Annotated in this window: 17 protein-coding genes; 15 read left to right on the forward strand and 2 right to left on the reverse strand. The window is 65.2% G+C overall.

Going from position 1 to position 17,440, the window contains the following annotated elements; translation table 11 throughout:
- Nucleotides 1–108 precede the first annotated feature (108 nt).
- From V6M87_RS17055 to V6M87_RS17065, 3 genes are all read left to right on the forward strand, one after another.
- Nucleotides 109–813, forward strand: coding sequence for a hypothetical protein (locus V6M87_RS17055; RefSeq protein ID WP_332877847.1), 705 nt, complete (start codon nt 109–111; stop codon nt 811–813).
- A 364-nt stretch (nt 814–1,177) separates the two neighbouring features.
- The gene (locus V6M87_RS17060; protein ID WP_332877848.1) at nt 1,178–2,701 is read left to right on the forward strand and encodes a hypothetical protein; all 1,524 of its coding nucleotides are present in this window, start codon (nt 1,178–1,180) and stop codon (nt 2,699–2,701) included.
- 58 nt (nt 2,702–2,759) lie between these two features.
- Complete coding sequence (locus V6M87_RS17065) at nt 2,760–3,245, forward strand: hypothetical protein (RefSeq protein ID WP_332877849.1); 486 nt, start codon at nt 2,760–2,762, stop codon at nt 3,243–3,245.
- Here the strand turns inward: V6M87_RS17065 and V6M87_RS17070 are convergent.
- Complete coding sequence (locus V6M87_RS17070; RefSeq protein WP_332877850.1) at nt 3,232–3,558, reverse strand: ArsR/SmtB family transcription factor; 327 nt, start codon at nt 3,556–3,558, stop codon at nt 3,232–3,234. The genes V6M87_RS17065 and V6M87_RS17070 overlap by 14 nt on opposite strands.
- An 83-nt stretch (nt 3,559–3,641) precedes the next feature.
- Between V6M87_RS17070 and V6M87_RS17075 the strand changes: the two genes are divergently transcribed.
- From V6M87_RS17075 to V6M87_RS17110, 8 genes are all read left to right on the forward strand, one after another.
- Nucleotides 3,642–4,730 (forward strand): NADH:flavin oxidoreductase/NADH oxidase, encoded by a 1,089-nt coding sequence (locus V6M87_RS17075; protein ID WP_332877851.1) that lies wholly within the window; start codon nt 3,642–3,644, stop codon nt 4,728–4,730.
- Nucleotides 4,731–4,857: 127 nt separating this feature from the next.
- Nucleotides 4,858–6,438: an AAA family ATPase gene (locus tag V6M87_RS17080; RefSeq protein WP_332877852.1), complete on the forward strand. Its 1,581-nt coding sequence runs from the start codon at nt 4,858–4,860 to the stop codon at nt 6,436–6,438.
- A gap of 1 nt (nt 6,439) precedes the next feature.
- A complete protein-coding gene (locus V6M87_RS17085; protein WP_332877853.1) occupies nt 6,440–7,393 on the forward strand; it encodes a hypothetical protein in 954 nt (317 codons plus the stop codon).
- Nucleotides 7,390–9,129 carry a VWA domain-containing protein gene (locus V6M87_RS17090; protein ID WP_332877854.1) on the forward strand — a complete coding sequence of 580 codons (1,740 nt, stop codon included), beginning with the start codon at nt 7,390–7,392 and terminating at the stop codon, nt 9,127–9,129. Before V6M87_RS17085 ends, V6M87_RS17090 begins: the two co-directional genes overlap by 4 nt.
- Nucleotides 9,129–9,713 carry a hypothetical protein gene (locus V6M87_RS17095; protein WP_332877855.1) on the forward strand — a complete coding sequence of 195 codons (585 nt, stop codon included), beginning with the start codon at nt 9,129–9,131 and terminating at the stop codon, nt 9,711–9,713. The genes V6M87_RS17090 and V6M87_RS17095 overlap by 1 nt, the downstream gene beginning before the upstream one ends.
- Entirely contained in the window at nt 9,710–11,044 is a 1,335-nt protein-coding gene (locus V6M87_RS17100; RefSeq protein WP_332877856.1) for a capsule biosynthesis protein CapK, read from the forward strand. Before V6M87_RS17095 ends, V6M87_RS17100 begins: the two co-directional genes overlap by 4 nt.
- Nucleotides 11,041–12,081 carry an AAA family ATPase gene (locus V6M87_RS17105; protein ID WP_332877857.1) on the forward strand — a complete coding sequence of 347 codons (1,041 nt, stop codon included), beginning with the start codon at nt 11,041–11,043 and terminating at the stop codon, nt 12,079–12,081. The genes V6M87_RS17100 and V6M87_RS17105 overlap by 4 nt, the downstream gene beginning before the upstream one ends.
- Nucleotides 12,074–12,247: a hypothetical protein gene (locus tag V6M87_RS17110; RefSeq protein WP_332877858.1), complete on the forward strand. Its 174-nt coding sequence runs from the start codon at nt 12,074–12,076 to the stop codon at nt 12,245–12,247. The genes V6M87_RS17105 and V6M87_RS17110 overlap by 8 nt, the downstream gene beginning before the upstream one ends.
- Here the strand turns inward: V6M87_RS17110 and V6M87_RS17115 are convergent.
- Complete coding sequence (locus V6M87_RS17115) at nt 12,244–13,371, reverse strand: hypothetical protein (RefSeq protein WP_332877859.1); 1,128 nt, start codon at nt 13,369–13,371, stop codon at nt 12,244–12,246. The two genes, V6M87_RS17110 and V6M87_RS17115, sit on opposite strands and share 4 nt — an antisense overlap.
- A 407-nt stretch (nt 13,372–13,778) precedes the next feature.
- Here V6M87_RS17115 and V6M87_RS17120 point away from each other — a divergent pair, with 407 nt between their 5' ends.
- From V6M87_RS17120 to V6M87_RS17135, 4 genes are all read left to right on the forward strand, one after another.
- On the forward strand, nt 13,779–14,276 hold the full coding sequence (locus tag V6M87_RS17120) for an acyl-CoA thioesterase (protein ID WP_332877860.1): 498 nt from the start codon (nt 13,779–13,781) through the stop codon (nt 14,274–14,276).
- Nucleotides 14,269–14,817, forward strand: coding sequence for a hypothetical protein (locus V6M87_RS17125; protein ID WP_332877861.1), 549 nt, complete (start codon nt 14,269–14,271; stop codon nt 14,815–14,817). The genes V6M87_RS17120 and V6M87_RS17125 overlap by 8 nt, the downstream gene beginning before the upstream one ends.
- Nucleotides 14,818–14,941: 124 nt before the next feature.
- A complete protein-coding gene (locus tag V6M87_RS17130) occupies nt 14,942–16,162 on the forward strand; it encodes a GNAT family N-acetyltransferase (RefSeq protein WP_332877862.1) in 1,221 nt (406 codons plus the stop codon).
- A 112-nt stretch (nt 16,163–16,274) separates the two neighbouring features.
- Complete coding sequence (locus tag V6M87_RS17135) at nt 16,275–17,324, forward strand: aldose epimerase family protein (protein WP_332877863.1); 1,050 nt, start codon at nt 16,275–16,277, stop codon at nt 17,322–17,324.
- The last annotated feature ends 116 nt before the right edge of the window (nt 17,325–17,440 follow it).

The raw sequence follows: 17,440 nt of genomic DNA on the forward strand, positions 1-17,440 counted from the left end.
GGATGTTCACGTGGCGGCGGAAACGATACGCACGTTACGTGAAATGGGCGCACTAAAGAGTTGTGTATAACGAGGTGGGTTAAAGCCAGTGGAGGAACGCTGGATTTCATGTTTGATGATAAGCGGGGAGATGGCAAGGAAGCGCTCTTCAACAAGCGCTCGAGTCTGCCAGCCGCCAGCAAAATTGTGGCCTTTAACAAATCCCGACGTAAAGGCTGGCATGGCAAGAAGGGTGCGGATATGCGCACTGATTCAGAAGTTAAATTTGGTAAAGCGAGTAAAGCTTCGCTGCAAAAACTGAATATGAGCCGCAACCATAAAATTGCCGACAGTATCTTGGGTGTGATGATTCAGAAAACAGTGATCTCCAGTGAACTGGACGATTTGAAGACATGCAAGGCAGTCAAAGGTAGTCTGCTTAAATTCGTGTCGAGGAGCTTGAAGCCTTTGGACGATATCGAAACGCTTAAGAAAGCGGACCTCTTCAGGGAAAAACTACATGATTTAACGGTGGGAAATTTGAGCCAGAAAGAGTACAAGAAGCGTTTCAACGCTACCAAAAAAATTCTCTCAGCCAATCCTGCTAATTTGCGTTTAGGGATCAGCACGGTCAATTCCGGAATCGGAGGCGATCTCGATTTTAATGTGGCGGGTAGCAATGGCAATGTTCCCCGGCCATCAACACCGATTTCCGAAAATATGGGAATTGCGATGGATGACTACCTGCTGGATAACGGTGGCGGCGCTTCCATCCGCCTATTCGCAACCTTTAACAAAGGTACCCGGGCAACATCCAGTTTCACTTATGAATAATACGGCGGGTTCTAATACCCGACGCTGGACTAATTCGAAGCAGAGCTAGTGTCCCGCATTGGAAATTCGTCGAATTACCAATGTGACGAAATCGCGCTGAGACAAGGAGCAAAGCACGGCAAGGCCGGGGCCTTGCGAGCAGGTGTGACGCAGTATCGGTGCGATTGTCGTCATATTAAATCAAGGAATTTCTGACGCAGGTCAGTGGAATGTTGTAGCAATGCGATTTGCTGAGTATGGACGGCATCCGGGCCGACCCCGGCTGCACCCGTCTAATTGAGCCAAACCAACAATACCTAATTCCATCAAGCAACTTTCTCCCGGCTTGGTATCGTGGCACATGCCACCTGCCACGGGAGTTGCAATGCCAGCCACGCCAGACGTCCACGCCGGGAAATCGGCGTACTACCAGCCTTCCGGCAAAGTCGCGCGCGGCGCGCTGCTGATCGGGATGGGCTACGGCCTGGCAATCGTGCCGGGCGCCTTTCTGTATGCCTGCGCCATCATGCGCGCGCCGGCCTGGATCAATTTTATTGTGCTGCTCATGTTCGGCCTGTGGATTGCCGTCGTGGTCGACCTGGTGGCGCTCAAGGCCAGGATCCGGAATCGCGTCTGGGTCGTGCGCTTTGCCATCGCGCTGGCGCTGTGCGCCTGGTACTTCCAATGGGCGGTCTGGATGGCGATGGCCATGCAGCGCCAGCACACCGGCATGCTGGTGCAGAGCGCCGCCGTGCTGGCGCTGCATCCGGGCGCCTTGCTGGCGGCCGCCACCGAACTGGCGCTGCACAATGCCTGGGGGCTGGGTGCGTTGCCGATGGTGGCGGTGTGGCTGATGGAAGCGTTCGTGCTGGTCCAGATGGCGCCGGGGCTGGGGCAGGGGCGGGCCGTGCAACCGTTTTGCGAAGCGTCCGGGGACTGGGCCGAACAGATCGGCGTACGGCGCAAGTTCGCCTGCATCGACCAGCCCACAGAAGTGGCACACTTGCTGGAGCAGGCGCCGCAACAGCTGCCATCGGTGCTGACCGCGTGGAGCGCGCCAGCGCCCGACTATGCCGAGGTGACGCTGTACCGCTGCCACGCCGGCATTGCGTATGTCTCGATCTGGAATGTGCGGGCCCGGCGCGGCTCGACCAGCACCACGCAGGCTGTGGTGGTGGCCTTGCGTCTGCCCGGCGTGGATCTCGACGCGCTGATCGAAAAGCTGATCGTGCGCGCCGACCCGCGCACCGCCCGCACGCAGGATGATGGTGCCCCCGCAGCGCCGGAACTGGCCAGCCCGCGCGCCCTGTTCCAGGCCGCCCGCTTCGCCGATGCGTACCTGCGCGCGCTGGTTCACGTGCAGTCGCCGCAGCTTGGCCTGCGCCTGGAAGCGAACCGGCTGTGCGCCTTGTGCTGCATGCGTCAGAACCGCTGGGTCGAGGCCGGCCCGTTCTGGGAAGCCGTGTTCGACGACGAGCCGGCGGTGCGCAACGCCTTGCAGTTGGCCGCCTGCGCGGTGATGGCCGGCGCGTTCGAGGCCGGCCACGACTGGTTCGGCCGCGCGCGCGCCCTGAATGCCGCCACGCGCGAACAGCCGCCGCTGGCTTTGTTGACGACCTTTGTCAGTGCGCTCGATGCGGCGGGCCGGCCCGCTGCGGCCATGCGTTGGCTCGACGAAATCCGAGAATCGTATTGTGCCTGTCGGGACACCGACCCCACGGTCCTGTTTGCCAACCGCATGCCGCTGTTCAACGAGTTTCTCGAGCGCAGCGCACCGATCGTCCTGGCCGCGCTCGGCCGGCAACCGGGGTTGCGCTGGTATGCCGCCATGTTGGGACGCCTGGATGAAGCGGGCAATGTCGAACTGGGGCAGTGGCTCGATGAACAGGAACGCAGTGTGGCCGGCTGACACGCGGGCGTAATAATTTCTCAATAGAATCGAAATATTCCAAAATGAAATGAATCCCATGCAATCGACTTCCAGCGCAAAGCCGCTTCCCAGCGTCGATCTCGTCTACACCAAGACCGCCGTGGGGCGCCACGAAGTCGGCCACCGCGGCGCCGGCCTGAACGCGCGCCAGCGGACCGCGCTGATCATGCTCGACGGCCAGCGCGATGCGCGCGTGCTGGAAACCCTGATGCCGTCCGACCAGGTTGCCCCGATCCTGGCCGCGCTCATGGGACTGGGCTTGATTGCCCCCGCAGCCTCTGGGCTGGCGTCGCCGGCACCGGAAGCGCCCGCACTGGCCGCCATCAAGGCCGAACTGATTCAGTCAGCCGAACGCTATTTGGGCGTCATGGCGGACGGGGTGGTGGCGCGGGTGCGGCAAGCGGCCGACGCTACCGAGTTGTTGCGGGTACTTGGACACTGGCACATGGCGATGCAGGATTCGAAGCACGGCAAAGAGGCGGCCCGCGCCCTGCTCGATAAAACCCGCGCTACCCTGGCGTAGGGGCAGGCAAGGGTGCCGGCTGTGCCAGGATCGCCCCCAGCAAACCCGGAAAACGCGCCTCGATATCGTCCCGGCGCAGCGTGTTGATGTGCATGGTGCCATTGCTCTCGGTGCGCACCAGGCCGGCTTCGCGCAGGACCTTGAAGTGGTGCGACATGGTCGACTTGGGCCGCCCGCCGTCGAGTGCGCCGCAGGTGGACGCGCCAAGCTGCGCGAGATGGCGCACGATGCCCAGCCGAATCGAATCACTCAGGGCGTACAGCACGCGCTCGAGCAGGAAATCGTCGGCAAGTGGATGTTTGTAAGGGCGCATGAGCAGCATCATACACCTTGGGTTATACTCGTTCCATTGTTCGTAAATATTCGAACTAACGCCACTTGATACCGAGGAAACCCATGTCTGCATTGTTCCAGCCCTACACCCTGAAAAGCGTCACCCTGCGCAACCGCATCGCCGTGCCGCCGATGTGCCAGTATTCCGCCGTGGACGGCGTGCCGAACGAATGGCATCTGTCGCACTACGCCAGCATTGCGCGCGGCGGCCCCGGCGTGGTGGTGGTGGAAGCCACCGCGGTGGCGCCGGAAGGGCGCATCACGCCCGGTTGCACGGGCTTGTGGAACGACGAGCAGTTGCAGGCCTTCGTGCCGATCGTGCGCGCCATCAAGGCCGCCGGCGCGGTGCCGGGCATCCAGATCGCCCACGCCGGCCGCAAAGCCAGCGCCAACAAGCCTTGGGAAGGCGACGACCATATCGCCGAAGGCGACCCGCGCGGCTGGCAGACCATCGCCCCGTCGGCCATTGCGTTCGGCGAAAACTTGCCAAAAGTACCGCGCGCCATGACCATTGCCGATATCGCGCGCGTCACACAGAACTTCGTCGACACCACCATTCGTGCCCGCGAAGCCGGCTTCGAATGGCTGGAACTGCACTTCGCCCACGGCTACCTGGCCCAAAGCTTCTTCTCGGAACACTCGAACCAGCGCGACGACATCTACGGAGGCAGCCTCGAAAACCGATCGCGCTTCCTGCTCGAAACGCTGCGCGCCGTGCGTGCCGTGTGGCCGGAAAACCTGCCATTGACGGTGCGCTTCGGCGTCATCGAATACGACGGCCGCGACGAACAGACCTTGCTCGACTCGATTGGCCTGGTGCGCCAGTTCAAGGACGCCGGCATGGACATGATCAGCGTGAGCATGGGCTTCACCATTCCCGGCACCGCCATTCCATGGGGCCCGGCCTTCATGGGCCCGGTCGCCAAACGGGTGCGCACGGAAGCCGATGTGCCGGTCTCGTCGGCCTGGGGTTTCGGTACGCCGGCCATTGCCGAGCAGATGGTCAAGGAAGAAGTGCTGGACGTGGTGATGGTCGGCAAGGCGCACCTGGCCAACCCGCACTGGGCCTACTTTGCAGCGAAAGAACTGGGCGTCGAAAAAGCGGCGTGGACCTTGCCGGCGCAGTATGCGGCCTGGCTCGAACGTTATTAATTGACTACCTTGTTTGCATGAATCAACCCGCCGCGGCGGGTTTTTTTACGTGCCTGCGCTTACCGTCGATCCGCGACCTCAACTAGAATAGGGTGGGTTCCCCCGCATCGATCAACGGAGCACAGCCATGGCATTCGATTTTTTTCAGCGCATCTCGCGCGCGCCGACCAAGCCGCGCAGTGCGCCCACGGCGCGCCAGTTCGATGTGGCCGACCTGTATCGCGGCCCGGTTGCCGCAGCCGACGCGCTGGCCGCCGGCGAAGCGGCGCCCCTCGACGAAAAGCTACGCCAGGCCTATTTTTGGATCGTCAACAACGCCATCATCAGCCCGCACTACGATGTCGAATACAACGACGGGCCGCCGCAAACCTTCGTGGTGGGCGACAGCAAGCGCACCTTGACCCTGCCATCGGCGCAGAGTTATTCCAGCTTCGTCCTGCTGCCGCTGCTGACCTTTGCTGCACGCCGCAAGTGCCTCTTCATCGGCGGCCCGGGCCGCGGCAAGACGGCCAGTGCCATCCTGATGGGCGTGCTGGCGGGCGCCCCGGTGCGCGATGTGAAACGCGCCATGCAGCACGGGCACCCGCAAATGACCGTCGCCGACCTGCTCGGCAACCCGTTGCCGGCCGACCTGGTCGGCGCCCAGAGCATGGACGACATCCGCATCGCGTGGCGCGCATGGTTGTCGATGCGCGTGAAAATCGTCGATGAATACAACCGCATCCCCACCCGCACCCAGAGTGCCCTGCTCACCGTCATGGGCGACAACTACGCCGAGGTGCTGGACCACGTGTTCGAATGTCCCGAGTCGGCCTGGTTCCTGACGGCCAACGACGACCAGGGTGGCGGCACTTACCAGGTGATCGAAGCGCTGCGCGACCGCATCGACGTTGTCGTCCAGGCGCTTGCCTTCAATCCGCTGTTTCTCGACGATTTGCTGGTGCGCGTCGAGCAGGATGTGCGCCCGGAAGAACTGGTTCCGTCTGAACTGATCTTTACCGAGGCAGAGGTCGACCGCATGGGCGCGGCCATCCGCGCCATCGGAATCCCGGTGGCAGTGCGGCGCAGGCTGGAGTTTTTTGCCAGCCAGTTTGAACTGCAGGAAGGCGCGGGGGTGCAGTTTGAATACATGAGCAAGGATACGGCGCGCCTGTCCGGCGTGCCGTGGCGCGAAGTGACGGCGCAGGACAGCGGGCGCGATCGCCTGAAGGACCTGGGTTGCCAGACCCGCAACGGCGTCTCGGTCCGTAACCTCAGTACCTTGCTCATTTACGCGAAGGCGATGGCGTATTTTCACGGCGCCGACCAGGTGCAACTGGAAGACTTGCGCCAGGTCCTGCCGTTCGTCCTGCACGACAAGCTGCAGCCGGACCTGGAAGCGCCGTTTTTCAACGTGCCGGAAAACGCCGCCTACAAGCTGGACCGGGTCAGCTGGCTGCGCCGGCTGTTCGACCTGTCGAACGACGAGTTCAATCGCCTCGACCTGGACCGCAACGACCCGGTGGGCGAGCTGGCCGCGCTGTTCGCGCAGGGTCTCGACGGCGTGACCGAGCGCGAGACCCGTGCGCGCCTGGCAAAGATCGAAAAATTGATCGGTGAGCGCACCAAGGGCCGCAAACTGTATGGTCCTTTATATGACGAGCTGCTGAAACTGAAATACCTGCATCAGCGCTACACCAATTACCTGGCCTGGCTGCGTGCGCAATAAGATGCTGTCTCCTGCCTTCGCTGCCGCCCTGGATCTGCGCCGCGCCTGGTTCAATGCGCGCGTGGCGCAGGCCAGGGCGCGCGAACCGGGTTTCGATGTCGATGCCTTCGCCCGCTTTCTGGCCGACTGTGTCGATCCGCTGGTGCGGGTGGTGCCGCAGAACGTCGAGGCGGTGGCCGAGGCCGCGTTCGATATCGCCCTGGTGCTGTGCCGGCAGCGCCCGGATGACGTAGCGGCGCAGGTATGGACCCGGCTCGCGCCGGCGTATGGCGCGCTGGTCGCGCGTGCACCCCATGAAACCCTGGGCCTGCTGGTGAACGCGGTGGCGCGGCTGCAGGCGCTGCCGAATGCGCGGCCGGCCCAGTGGCTCGAACGCATGCTGGCGCTGGCGCCGCAGGTGACCTCCACGCACGCGCTGCGTGGCGTGGGCCTGGTGCTGGCCTGGCGCGCCGGCGCGGCCCATTTCCGCGCCGGCGCCATCGATGCCGCAGACGGCCTGGCGCCAGCGCTGGCGCTGGCCGCGTTTGGCGCCGGCCCTTCCTGGCCGGCGTTGCGCGCCGAACTGGCGCGCAATCCATGGTGGCATGCGCCTGGCGACGGCGCGCCGGAGCAGGAACTGGGCGCATTTATTGGCCTGAACGGGATGTTTGCGCAGCCGCCCGAGGTGCGCTCTTGCCACGACGGCTTCATGGTCGCCTCCGCTGACCGGCATTTCCTGCTGGTGGCGGACGCCTGCGGCGCCGTGCTGCTGGCCGCAAGCCGGGATGAGTTCGACGCTGCCGCCGAGGGCGGCTATCCTGAACTTGCCTCGTTCGAGGACAGCACCCTCGTCACCGGCGCACGCCGGGTCTTGCTCGACCTGCCGGCAACTGGCCTGCGCGCCTGCTGCAACGCCAGCCTGGTTGCCGTCACCTCGCCGTACACGCACGCAATCCGCGTGCTGCCACTGCGATGAACCCGCGTGTCGCGCAGTGGCGCGCCGCCTGGCCGCAGGCACTGGCGGTGTGGAGCAAGTACACGCGCATCGGCGACGCCACGCTGTGCAATTCAACCATCGCGGCCTCTAAAACAGGGCTGCGCGGCAGTTTCGCGATGATCCGCTTGCTCGACCAGCGCGTGGTGATTGACCTCGAAGCGGTGCACACACTGCAGCTGGACGACTATGCGGTCGAAATCCTGGCCCACGAGATCGGCCACCACGTACTGGCGCCGGGTAGCGCGACCGAACACTTCCGCATGCTCGCGCGCATCCGGCGCGCGCTACCGACTCTGGAGGCCAGCAGCGCGATGGTCGCCAACCTGTACACGGATTTGCTGATCAACGACCACCTGCAGCGCCAGGCTGGCCTGCGCATGGCCGACATCTACCGGCGCCTGATTCAGGCCAACGCCCCCGCGCCAGGCGGCGTGTGGCAACTGTATCTGCGCATGTACGAACACCTGTGGCAGCTCGAGCCGGGCAGTTTGGGTGGCGCGGCCGCCAAGGCGCTCGATACCGACGCCTGGCTGGGCGCGCGCCTGGTGCGCGTGTACGCCGGCGACCCGCTGCGCGGCGCCACCCGCTTCGCGGCCTTGCTGCTGCCCTACCTCGTCCAGGACGCGGCCGGCGAGCCGGTGCTCAAGGCGCTGCTCGACACGGGCACGGCGGCGGACGGTTGCGAGCCGGGCGGCATCGAGGACATCGACGCGGACGAGGAGGAGGGCGACCTCCATCCGATTGACGATCCGCGCGTCACCGGCCAAGCCCCGGGCGAGAGTGCAGCCGCGCCGGCAGGGAAGGCCCGCGGGCAGGCACGCGACCCGTTCGAGTACGGGGAGATCCTCAAGCTCGGCGGTGTCAAGCTGAGCGATCACGAGATCGCCGTGCGTTACTATCGCCAGCGCGCCTTGCCGCACCTGGTGCCGTTCGCGACCAAACCGGCGCCTGACGCGCCCGAGCCGCAGATGGAAGGCGTCGAGCCGTGGGACGTGGGCGGCCCGTTCGACGAGATCGACTGGTTGCAAAGCGTGCTGGCCAGCCCGGTGCCGATCCCCGGCGTGACCACCATGCGGCGAGTGTTTGACCAGGCCCCGTCGACTGCGCTGGACGCCGTTCCGGTCGACCTCGACCTGTACGTGGACAGCTCCGGCTCGATGCCGAATCCCCAGTCCGAGGTGTCGTGGCTGGCGCTGGCCGGCGCCATCGTCGCGCTGTCTGCGCTGCGCGCCGGGTCGAGCGTACAAGTGACGCTATGGAGCGGAAAACACCAGGTGCAGGTCACCGACGGCTTCGTGCGCGACAGCGACGCGGTGCTGCGTGTCTTGACCGGCTTCTTCGGCGGCGGCACCGATTTTCCCATCCACCGCCTGCGCGAGACGTATGCCGGCAAGGTGCCGCGCGCGCGCCCCACCCACATCCTGATGATTTCCGACGACGGTATCAGCACCATGTTCGACGACGATGAACGCGGCACCAGCGGCTGGACCATCGCGGCGCAGGCGCTGCGGGTGGGCGGCGCCGGCGGCACGATGGCGCTCAATCTGGCGCCCGACTGGGAGCAGGACAGCGGCTGGAATGCGCCAGCCTGGGATGCCATCAAGCGGGCCCGCAGCGAGCAGGGCTGGGAGATCCACCCGGTCGCGCAGTTCGAAGACCTGCTGGCGTTTGCGCGCGGTTTCAGTACGCGCCACTACCACGGCGGGCCGGGCTGATGGCGCACCCGGGTCCCGCGCTGGCGTTGCTGACCCACCGGCTGGCCGACACGCCCGCCGAGTTCCTGGCCGCGCCGCGCATTGGTCAGGACGGTGAGCTGGCAGTGGCGGCGCTGGTCAACGACGTCCTGCTGCTGCACGGCCAGCGCGCCGACATACGCCCGCTGCAGGCCTTCCAGGCCGAGGCGGGCACGCTTGCGCGCAACCGTCTGCAACTGGCATCCCTGTGCGCCTGGCTGCTGGCCGACCCCTGGTTCATCGACGCGCGTGTCGCGCAGGTCGACCTGCTGCGCGCATTGACCGAGGCGCCGGCCCGGCTGGCGCCGGTCACGACTGCGGCGCAGAGCATCGCCGACGTCGAGCGGCGCGAGGAATGCGTGCGCGTCGTGCTGGCGCAGTTGGGAATCCTCCCGGCCGGGGAGTCGGCCGAGCAGGCGCAGGACCGCCTGGCTGCGATCAGCGGGGCCGAGCGCCTCGCCTTGCTGGCGGCCAGCCGCGCGGCCGAACGGCGCGCCCGTAAAATCCGCGCCGCGCTGGCGGCAAAGGCGGCCCAGGAAAGTGCCGACAAATGGACGCGCGAATGAGCGCATCGGATACGTCCCCTGAAGACCTGCTCTACCCGACCTTGACGGCGCAAGGCCGGCGCACCCTGGCGTGGATGCGCGAGCATCCGGCCGCGCCCATCTTCCGCAACCAGAGCGGCAACAAGCTGCTCGCCAGCGAAGTGGCACAACTGCGCGTGTTTGAACGCAGTGTCTTGTCTTTTGACCCGCGCGGGCCAGCCGACTGGCGCGACGAATTTGTCGGCGCCGTGTTTGCCAGCGTGCCGCATTTCAGACAGCGCGGGCCGGCCCCGCTGCGCTTCGAGGAGATTGCCACGACGTCGCGCGCCGACCTGGCGCGCGACGTGGCCTCTTTCGTGCCGGACCATGTCGAGACGGCGCGCATGATCTGCTTTCACACGGCCGGCACCACCGGCCACCCGATGATCGTCCCGTCGCACCCGCTGGTTGCGGGCCGCTATCTTGCCTACCACAAGCGCGCACTGGCGCACGCCGGGATCACGCCGGACTACGGCAGCGGTCAGGTCGGCGTGGTCTTGCTCGGCTTCCAGCAGCGCTGTTTCACGTATGTGTCGGTGACGCCGACGATGGACGAATCGGGCCTGGCCAAGATCAACCTGCATCCCAACGACTGGCGCGATCCGCATCACCGCAGCACCTGGCTCGATGCGATGGCGCCGGAGATCGTTGCCGGCGACCCGGTCTCGCTGGCCGAGTACCTGACGCTGCCCATCGCCAGGGCGCCGCGCGCCATCCTGTCGGTCTCGATGATGCTGCTGCCCGGTTTGCGCGCGCAGCTCGAGCAGCGCTTCGGCTGCCCGGTTCTCGACATTTATTCGCTCAATGAGGTGGGGCCGGTGGGGGTATTCGACGCCGCCGCCGGCGGCCACCTGCTGCTGCAGGACCGCTTGTACGTGGAGATCGTCGATAGCGCCGGCATGCCGGTGGCGCCCGGGGAACGGGGCGAGGTGACGGTGACGGGCGGCTTCAATTTCTGCCTGCCCCTGCTGCGCTATCGCACTGGCGACCACGCTGCCTTGTCGACCCATGCGGGAGCGCCGACGCTGGTGGGCCTGGCGGGGCGCCAGCCGCTGCGCTTTCTGGCGCGCGGCAGGTGGCTCAACAATGTCGACATCACGCACGCCCTGAAAGACTGCGCGATCCCGCAATTCCGGCTCCACCAGGGCGCCGATGGAATGGTCACACTGCAGCTCGCTGCAGGCAGCGTCGCCGCTGGCGCCGTGGCAGCGCTGACGTCCCTGTTCGGCGCCGGCCAGGTGCGCCTCGCACCGCTCGCTTGCGACGACAAGGCCATCCAGTACAGCTCCGATTTGCCGGGGGCGCTGGTGTGAGCGGCGTTGCCCGCTTCCGACGCGCTCTGGTGGTCGGTAAATTCTGCCCGCTGCACCGCGGCCACATGGTGCTGATCGACGCCGCCCTGGCGGCCTGCGATGAGGTGTTCATCCTCAGCTGGACCAATCCCGAATTCGCCGGTTGTAGCCCGGACGTGCGCGCCGGCTGGCTGCACGCGCTGTATCCCGGGGTGCGCGCGCTGGTGGTGGCGCACGGGATGCCGTCCAACGACGCGCTTGATGCGGTGCAGCGCCACTTCACCGGCTGGTTGTGCAGCGAAAAGCTGGGCACCACGGTCGATGCCGTGTTCACCAGCGAAGACTATGGTGACGGCCTGGCGCTGGCCTTGACGGCGTATTTTGGCGCGCCGGTCACGCATGTCAGCGTCGACCAGGCGCGCGCCGCGGTGCCGATTTCCGGCACCGCCATCCGCGCCGACCCGCACGCCCAGCGGCACTTTCTCGACCCGCGCGTGTATGCCAGTTTTGTGCAGCGGGTCGCCATCCTGGGCGGCGAATCGAGCGGCAAGACGACGTTGGCGCGCGCCCTGGCGCGGCAACTCGCTACGGTTTGGGTGCCGGAGTACGGGCGCCAATTGTGGGAGCAGCGCGGCGGTGTCCTCGGTTTCGGCGACATGCTGCAGATTGGCCAGCAGCAGTGCGCGCGCGAGCAGGTGCTGGCACAGCAGGCGTACCGATGGCTGGTGTGCGATACCAGTCCACTGGTAACGGCCTTCTACAGCGAGGCGTTGTTCGGCGCAGTCGACCCGGGCTTGCAACAGCTGTCACAGCGGCCGTATGCAGTCACCTTGGTTTGCGCACCCGAGTTCGACTTTGTCCAGGATGGCACCCGGCAGGATGCCGCGTTCCGGCAGCGCCAGCATGCATGGTACCTGGCCGAACTGGCGCGGCGCGGTGTGGCATACACCTTGCTGGCCGGTTCAGTTGGCGAGCGCGTGGCGCGGGCGGCGCGCATCCTGGCCGATGCCGCTACAATTGGCGTTTGCCTGGCTGCAGAGGAAATCCCGCATGCGTGACATCGACCTGTCCGACTACAACCTGGCCGAGCTGAAAGGCCTGCAACTGGCCGTTGCGCTGGAGCTGCGTCAACGCCAGCTGCAGGAGCGGGATCGTGCGCGCCAGCAGATCGCGGCGATTGCGCGCGCGCTCGGGCTGTCCGTGCGGGATGTCTTGCGCCGCTAGTTCGCCTGACCAAAGCGGCGCGCGCGTTTGCCCGCTACTGCCAGCATCAGCGCGAACGCCACGCCGATGAGCGGCAGCGTGCCCGGTTCCGGAATCTCGGTGGGCGGGATTGCCGTCACCGGCGGCACCGGCGTCTTCGGCGGTGCATCCACGACGGGCGGCTTCGCCACCACGGGCGGCTTCGCCACCACGGGCGGCACGTCTTTTACCGGCGCTTCGGACGACACCGGCGGCAAGGTGATGACGGGCGCATCGGGCACGACCGGCGGCGTCACGGTCGGCGCCGGCGTGGCCGGCGTGGCCGGCGTGGCCGGCGTGGCCGGCGTATCGGCCAGCGTCACGTAACGGCTTGGCAGCAGGCCCATGCCGCTCGGCGCGCCCATCGGTACCGATGGCATCCCGCCGCGCTTGTAAGGCTCGGCTGGCGCAGTGTTGGTCGGCGCAACGCCCGGGAAACTTCGGGACTGGGTCGGATTCCCGGACGGCAGATCGTCGCTGAAAACGAAGCTGGCGTTCTGCAGTGCGCCGTCTGCGGACGTATCGGGCGCCACATTCATCGACTCGTCCAGCTCGGCGGCGCTGGGCTCACCCATCGCTACCGGCAACATGGCCGTGTCCGAAATGCGATTGCCGCAGCGGCCACGCATTTCACTGGTACCGTCCGAGAGCAGGGTTTCCCCCTTAGCCAGCATAATCTTGTGTTTGGTCCAGTACACCTTGTCGCCCTTGCGGTACGACACGTGCACGGCGCGTGGTCTGGTGACGGTGACCGCGTGCGCCTTCTTGATGTCGAACGACGCGTAGTGGCGCGCGACCACCTGGTCGTTCTTTACGCGCTGCTCCAGGTCGGCACGCGTGGCGACGCCGCCCGGTACGATCGAATATGGATAAATCCGCGACGCCGTGCCCGCTTCGGTGGCTGCCGTGCTGTTCAGGGCGACGTGCGGAATCAGCGCCGCTGCGCCTGTCGAGACTCTGGCAGCCGGCGCTGGTTCCCGGTTTGCCGCCACGGCGACCATGGCGACGGCTGCCAGCATGCCCAGCAGCACGTGGGCGCGCTGGCGCTTCTTGCGAAGCAGGGCTGCGGTGCGTAGCGGGCGACGGTAACCGATGCGGAAATCCATGGCGTATTTATTGGTAGGATGAGTCCTACAGGATATCAGTATTCATCAATACAGTCTTATTTCCGTGATTAAATTAAGTACTTTGTTGCAAAATTGTCGTGATGGTTTTTGCATCTTTCTGCCGGATGCAAACGGCTCGCATGCACAAGCGGGCACCAGTGCCGAACAATATTTTCCACGTGGAAACTACTGCAGTACAGATGTTGCGTTCACGATAAGTCTTTATGCGCCTCAGAGAATGCAAAAAATGCATTCGGACGCGAGCGGGTTGTAACGTGAATACCTTGTGTATATGCCACATTTGCCAGGCCATTCTGCGTAGCCAGCGGCGGTGGCTGGCGCGCTTGCTTCCCGGCCGCCACCCGGGCGCGGTAACATGCGCCATCCGCCACTGTCCAGGAGACGACATGCACGACCAGCAAGGCCGCCCGACCCACGAACTTTCCATGACGGTGCTGATGACGCCGGATATGGCCAATTTTTCCGGCAACGTCCACGGCGGCACGATCCTGAAGTATCTCGACAGCGTTGCCTACGCCTGCGCCAGCCGCTATTCCGGCACCTATGTCGTGACCTTGTCGGTCGACCAGGTCATGTTTCTCGAGCCGATCCATGTGGGTGAGCTGGTGACCTTCCTCGCGTCGGTCAATTACACCGGGCGCAGTTCGATGGAAGTGGGGATCCGCGTGCTCACGGAGAACATCCAGAAGCGCACCGCGCGCCATGCCAACAGCTGTTACTTCACGATGGTGGCGGTCGATGCCAACCGCAAGCCGGTGGCGGTGCCGCCGATCGAACTTATTACAGACGAGCAGCGCGATCGCCACGCAAAAGCGGAACAACGCAAGCGTTCGCGCCAGGCGCTGCCTGGCAAAGCGCGTCAGGGTGGGGGCGACCATGCTTGATCGCGCCGCACCACTGCTGCAATGGACCGCCACCGACATCGCCGTCGGCGCGCGCCTGGTCGCCGCATTATTCACGCACGCGGCGAGCTCGGGCGCGCCCATTGCCGCCGCCGACCTGCTGGGGCTGGCCCGCAGCGCGCACCCGCGCGACGCCCAACTGGCGCGTGCAGTGGTGCTCGGCATCGCGCCAAAGTTGCAATTCGTTGCGGCCTTCTGCCAGCGGCACGGCTATCCCAACCTCGCCGGCCTGGTCGACGGCGCCGCCGCGCAACCATTCGACTGGCAAAACGCGGCGTCCGGCTACCCCGCCCAGCTGGCAGCGTTCGTGAAAACCGCCCAGGCGGCTGTGCCTGTCCGTTTCAAGGCGCGCGCCGAGCGTCCGGCCGATGTCGCCTGGTACGCCTATTTCCGCACCCATCGGGCAGCCTGCGACGCGCTCTCCAGCGAAGGGAAGAAGGAAATCATCAACCTCATGATGGCAGGCCTCGACCCGGACGCGGCCCTGGCGCGCGTGCTGGCGGCACAGGCGCAGCAGAATTGACAATGTCCTGGACATCGAAGGGGAGGTCGTCCAAGCGCTTATAATGCGTACAGGAACTTGAAAGTTACTGGATACAACTTCGCAATGACGTTAGTATTCACTGTACATACAATAAAAGCGGTCAATGGCATCGACTTCACGCATCAATCTGGCTGGGCAAGTCTGGTATGGCAAGCGCCTGCAATGCCAGCTTGCGCGCCGGTTTCGTCTGCCTGACGAAAAACGCATCGGCGCTGCGCCAGGATTGGCAGCGGATGCAGATGTCGATAGCGACTTCGAGATCACCTGCATCACGGCGCAATCTGGTCTGCCGGAATGGCGTGGCGCCTGGCGCCGCTTGTTGGCCGACAGCCTCAGCCCCGAGAAAATCTACCAGACGCCGGAGTTTTTCCGCTTCCTGGTCGACACCCGCACTGCCGGCGCCGACCAGTTCGAACTGTTCCTGATCACCCAGCGTGGCCAGGACAAGGTGGTCGGCATCGTGCCGGTCCGCATTGTCACCATCGCGCTTGAGTTCGGGGTGGTCGCGTGGCAGGCGCGGGTCGTGCGCATCCTCGGCAGTGTGCCCTTGATGCCTGCCGCTGCGGCCCTGCTGCACCAATTGTGCGCGCACCTGCTGCGCACCTTTCCCGCGTGCGCTGCCGTCTCGATGCCGGCGTTTCCCAGCGAGATGCAGGCGCCCTTGTACGGAGATCGCCGCCATCGCGCCCTGCTGCTGCACGGCTGGCGCGCCTGCCACACCATTGCGCTGCCGGACGACTGGCCCGCCTACCTGGGTCAGCTGAGCGCCAGCAAGCGCCACAAGCTGGAACGCCAGTACCGCCTTCTTGAACAAGCCAGCGGCCCCTTGCAGTTAGAGCGCGTCGACCGGTCGGTGGCAGTGAAAGCGCTGGTGGAGGGCGTGCGTGCGCTGGCGCCGCATGGCGATCCGGCGCGCGATTACCGGGTGCTGGCAGCGAACCGCCTGCTGCTGTCGTACGTCCTGCGTAGTGACGACGAAGTCATTGCCGTCATCGTTGGCAGCCGCTACGGCGACACCTGGCACGTGCAGCAGATCCTGTCTGCACCGGCCTGGCGCCATCTGGCGCCCGGCGCCGTGGTCCTGCACGCCGCGTTGCAGGACGTGATCACGCACTTTGCCTTGACATCGGCCGACCTGGGCTTCGCTCGTCCAGGCCACCAGTTCGGCGCCACGCACACCCTCCACACGCGCGCCCACGTACTGATCGCACGGCGCGGCGGCTGGCGTACCAGCCTGCTGGGCGCCTTTGTCCGTTTCGACGGCGCGCGCGCCGCCTGCGCCAGCCGGATCAAGCCGTTCATGCGGCGACTGTTGCGCAGGTAGGGCCTGATATCGAATTCGGTATCAACTCCTGCCTAAAATTGATTTGATCGATGTCAAATGGGTCGCTAGTATTGCGCACGAACCTGCAACCCGACCCACCATCAGGAGAGCGATGAATCGCCTGGCATCTCCGGCTCACGCCATTACCCGCGCCCCTTTCGGGCGCCTGCCGGACGGGCGCGAAGCAAGCCTGTTCACCTTGATCAATGCGGCCGGCATGGTGGCGACCATTACCGACTTCGGCGGCATTGTCACCTCACTGTCCGTACCGGACCGCGCCGGCCACCTGGCCAACGTGGTGCTGGGCTTCGACGCGTTGGCGCCGTATCTTTCAGGCAGCGCCTACTTCGGCGCCCTGATCGGCCGCTACGGCAACCGCATCGCGCGCGGGCAGTTCACGCTCGATGGGGCAGACCACCAGCTCACTGTCAACAATGGCGCACACCACCTGCATGGCGGCGCGCGCGGCTTTGACAAGGTGCTGTGGGACGCGCACATCGCCGGCACCGCCCTGGTTCTGCAGTACACCAGCGTCGATGGCGAGCAGGGTTATCCCGGCACGCTGGTCACCACGGTCGAGTACGAATTGTTGGACAGCAATGAACTGGTGATGCGCGTGCATGCCGTCACCGACCGCGCCACGCCGGTGAACATCACCCAGCACAGCTATTTCAATCTGGCCGGGCAGGGCGATATCCTCGGCCACGAGCTGACCTTGTACGCCGATGCCTTTACCTCGGTCGACGAGGGTCTGATCCCGCTTGGTGCGCGTGTGCCGGTGGCGGGCACGCCCTTCGATTTTCGCAGCAGCCGCAGCATCGGTGAACGTATCGGCCAGCCCGACAAGCAGCTGCGCCACGGCGCCGGCTACGACCACAACTTTGTGCTGAGCGGTGCCACCGAACTGGCCGCGCGCGTGCTTGAGCCGGTCAGCGGCCGGGTGCTGGAACTGTTCACCACGGAACCCGGCGTGCAGTTCTACAGCGGGAACTTTCTCGATGGATCGCAAGGCTTCGCGCGCCGCAGCGGCTTTTGCCTCGAGCCCCAGCACTTCCCGGATGGGCCCAACCAGCCCGGCTTCCCGGGCACCATCCTGCGCCCCGGCGCCACCTACACCACGTCGTCGCGCTGGCGCTTCTCGACGGATGCAAACGCCATTTGACGATGCGCCGCCCGTGCGGGCATACCGATTTTGATATGGATAATGAATAATAATTGATTGGAAAGATATCGCTGCAGCTTTTAGACTGCACGCAGCCGACCGGGCCGTCATAAGCC

The sequence above is a fragment of the Massilia sp. S19_KUP03_FR1 genome, from assembly GCF_036688685.1.
Lineage (GTDB): Bacteria > Pseudomonadota > Gammaproteobacteria > Burkholderiales > Burkholderiaceae_D > JALYUM01.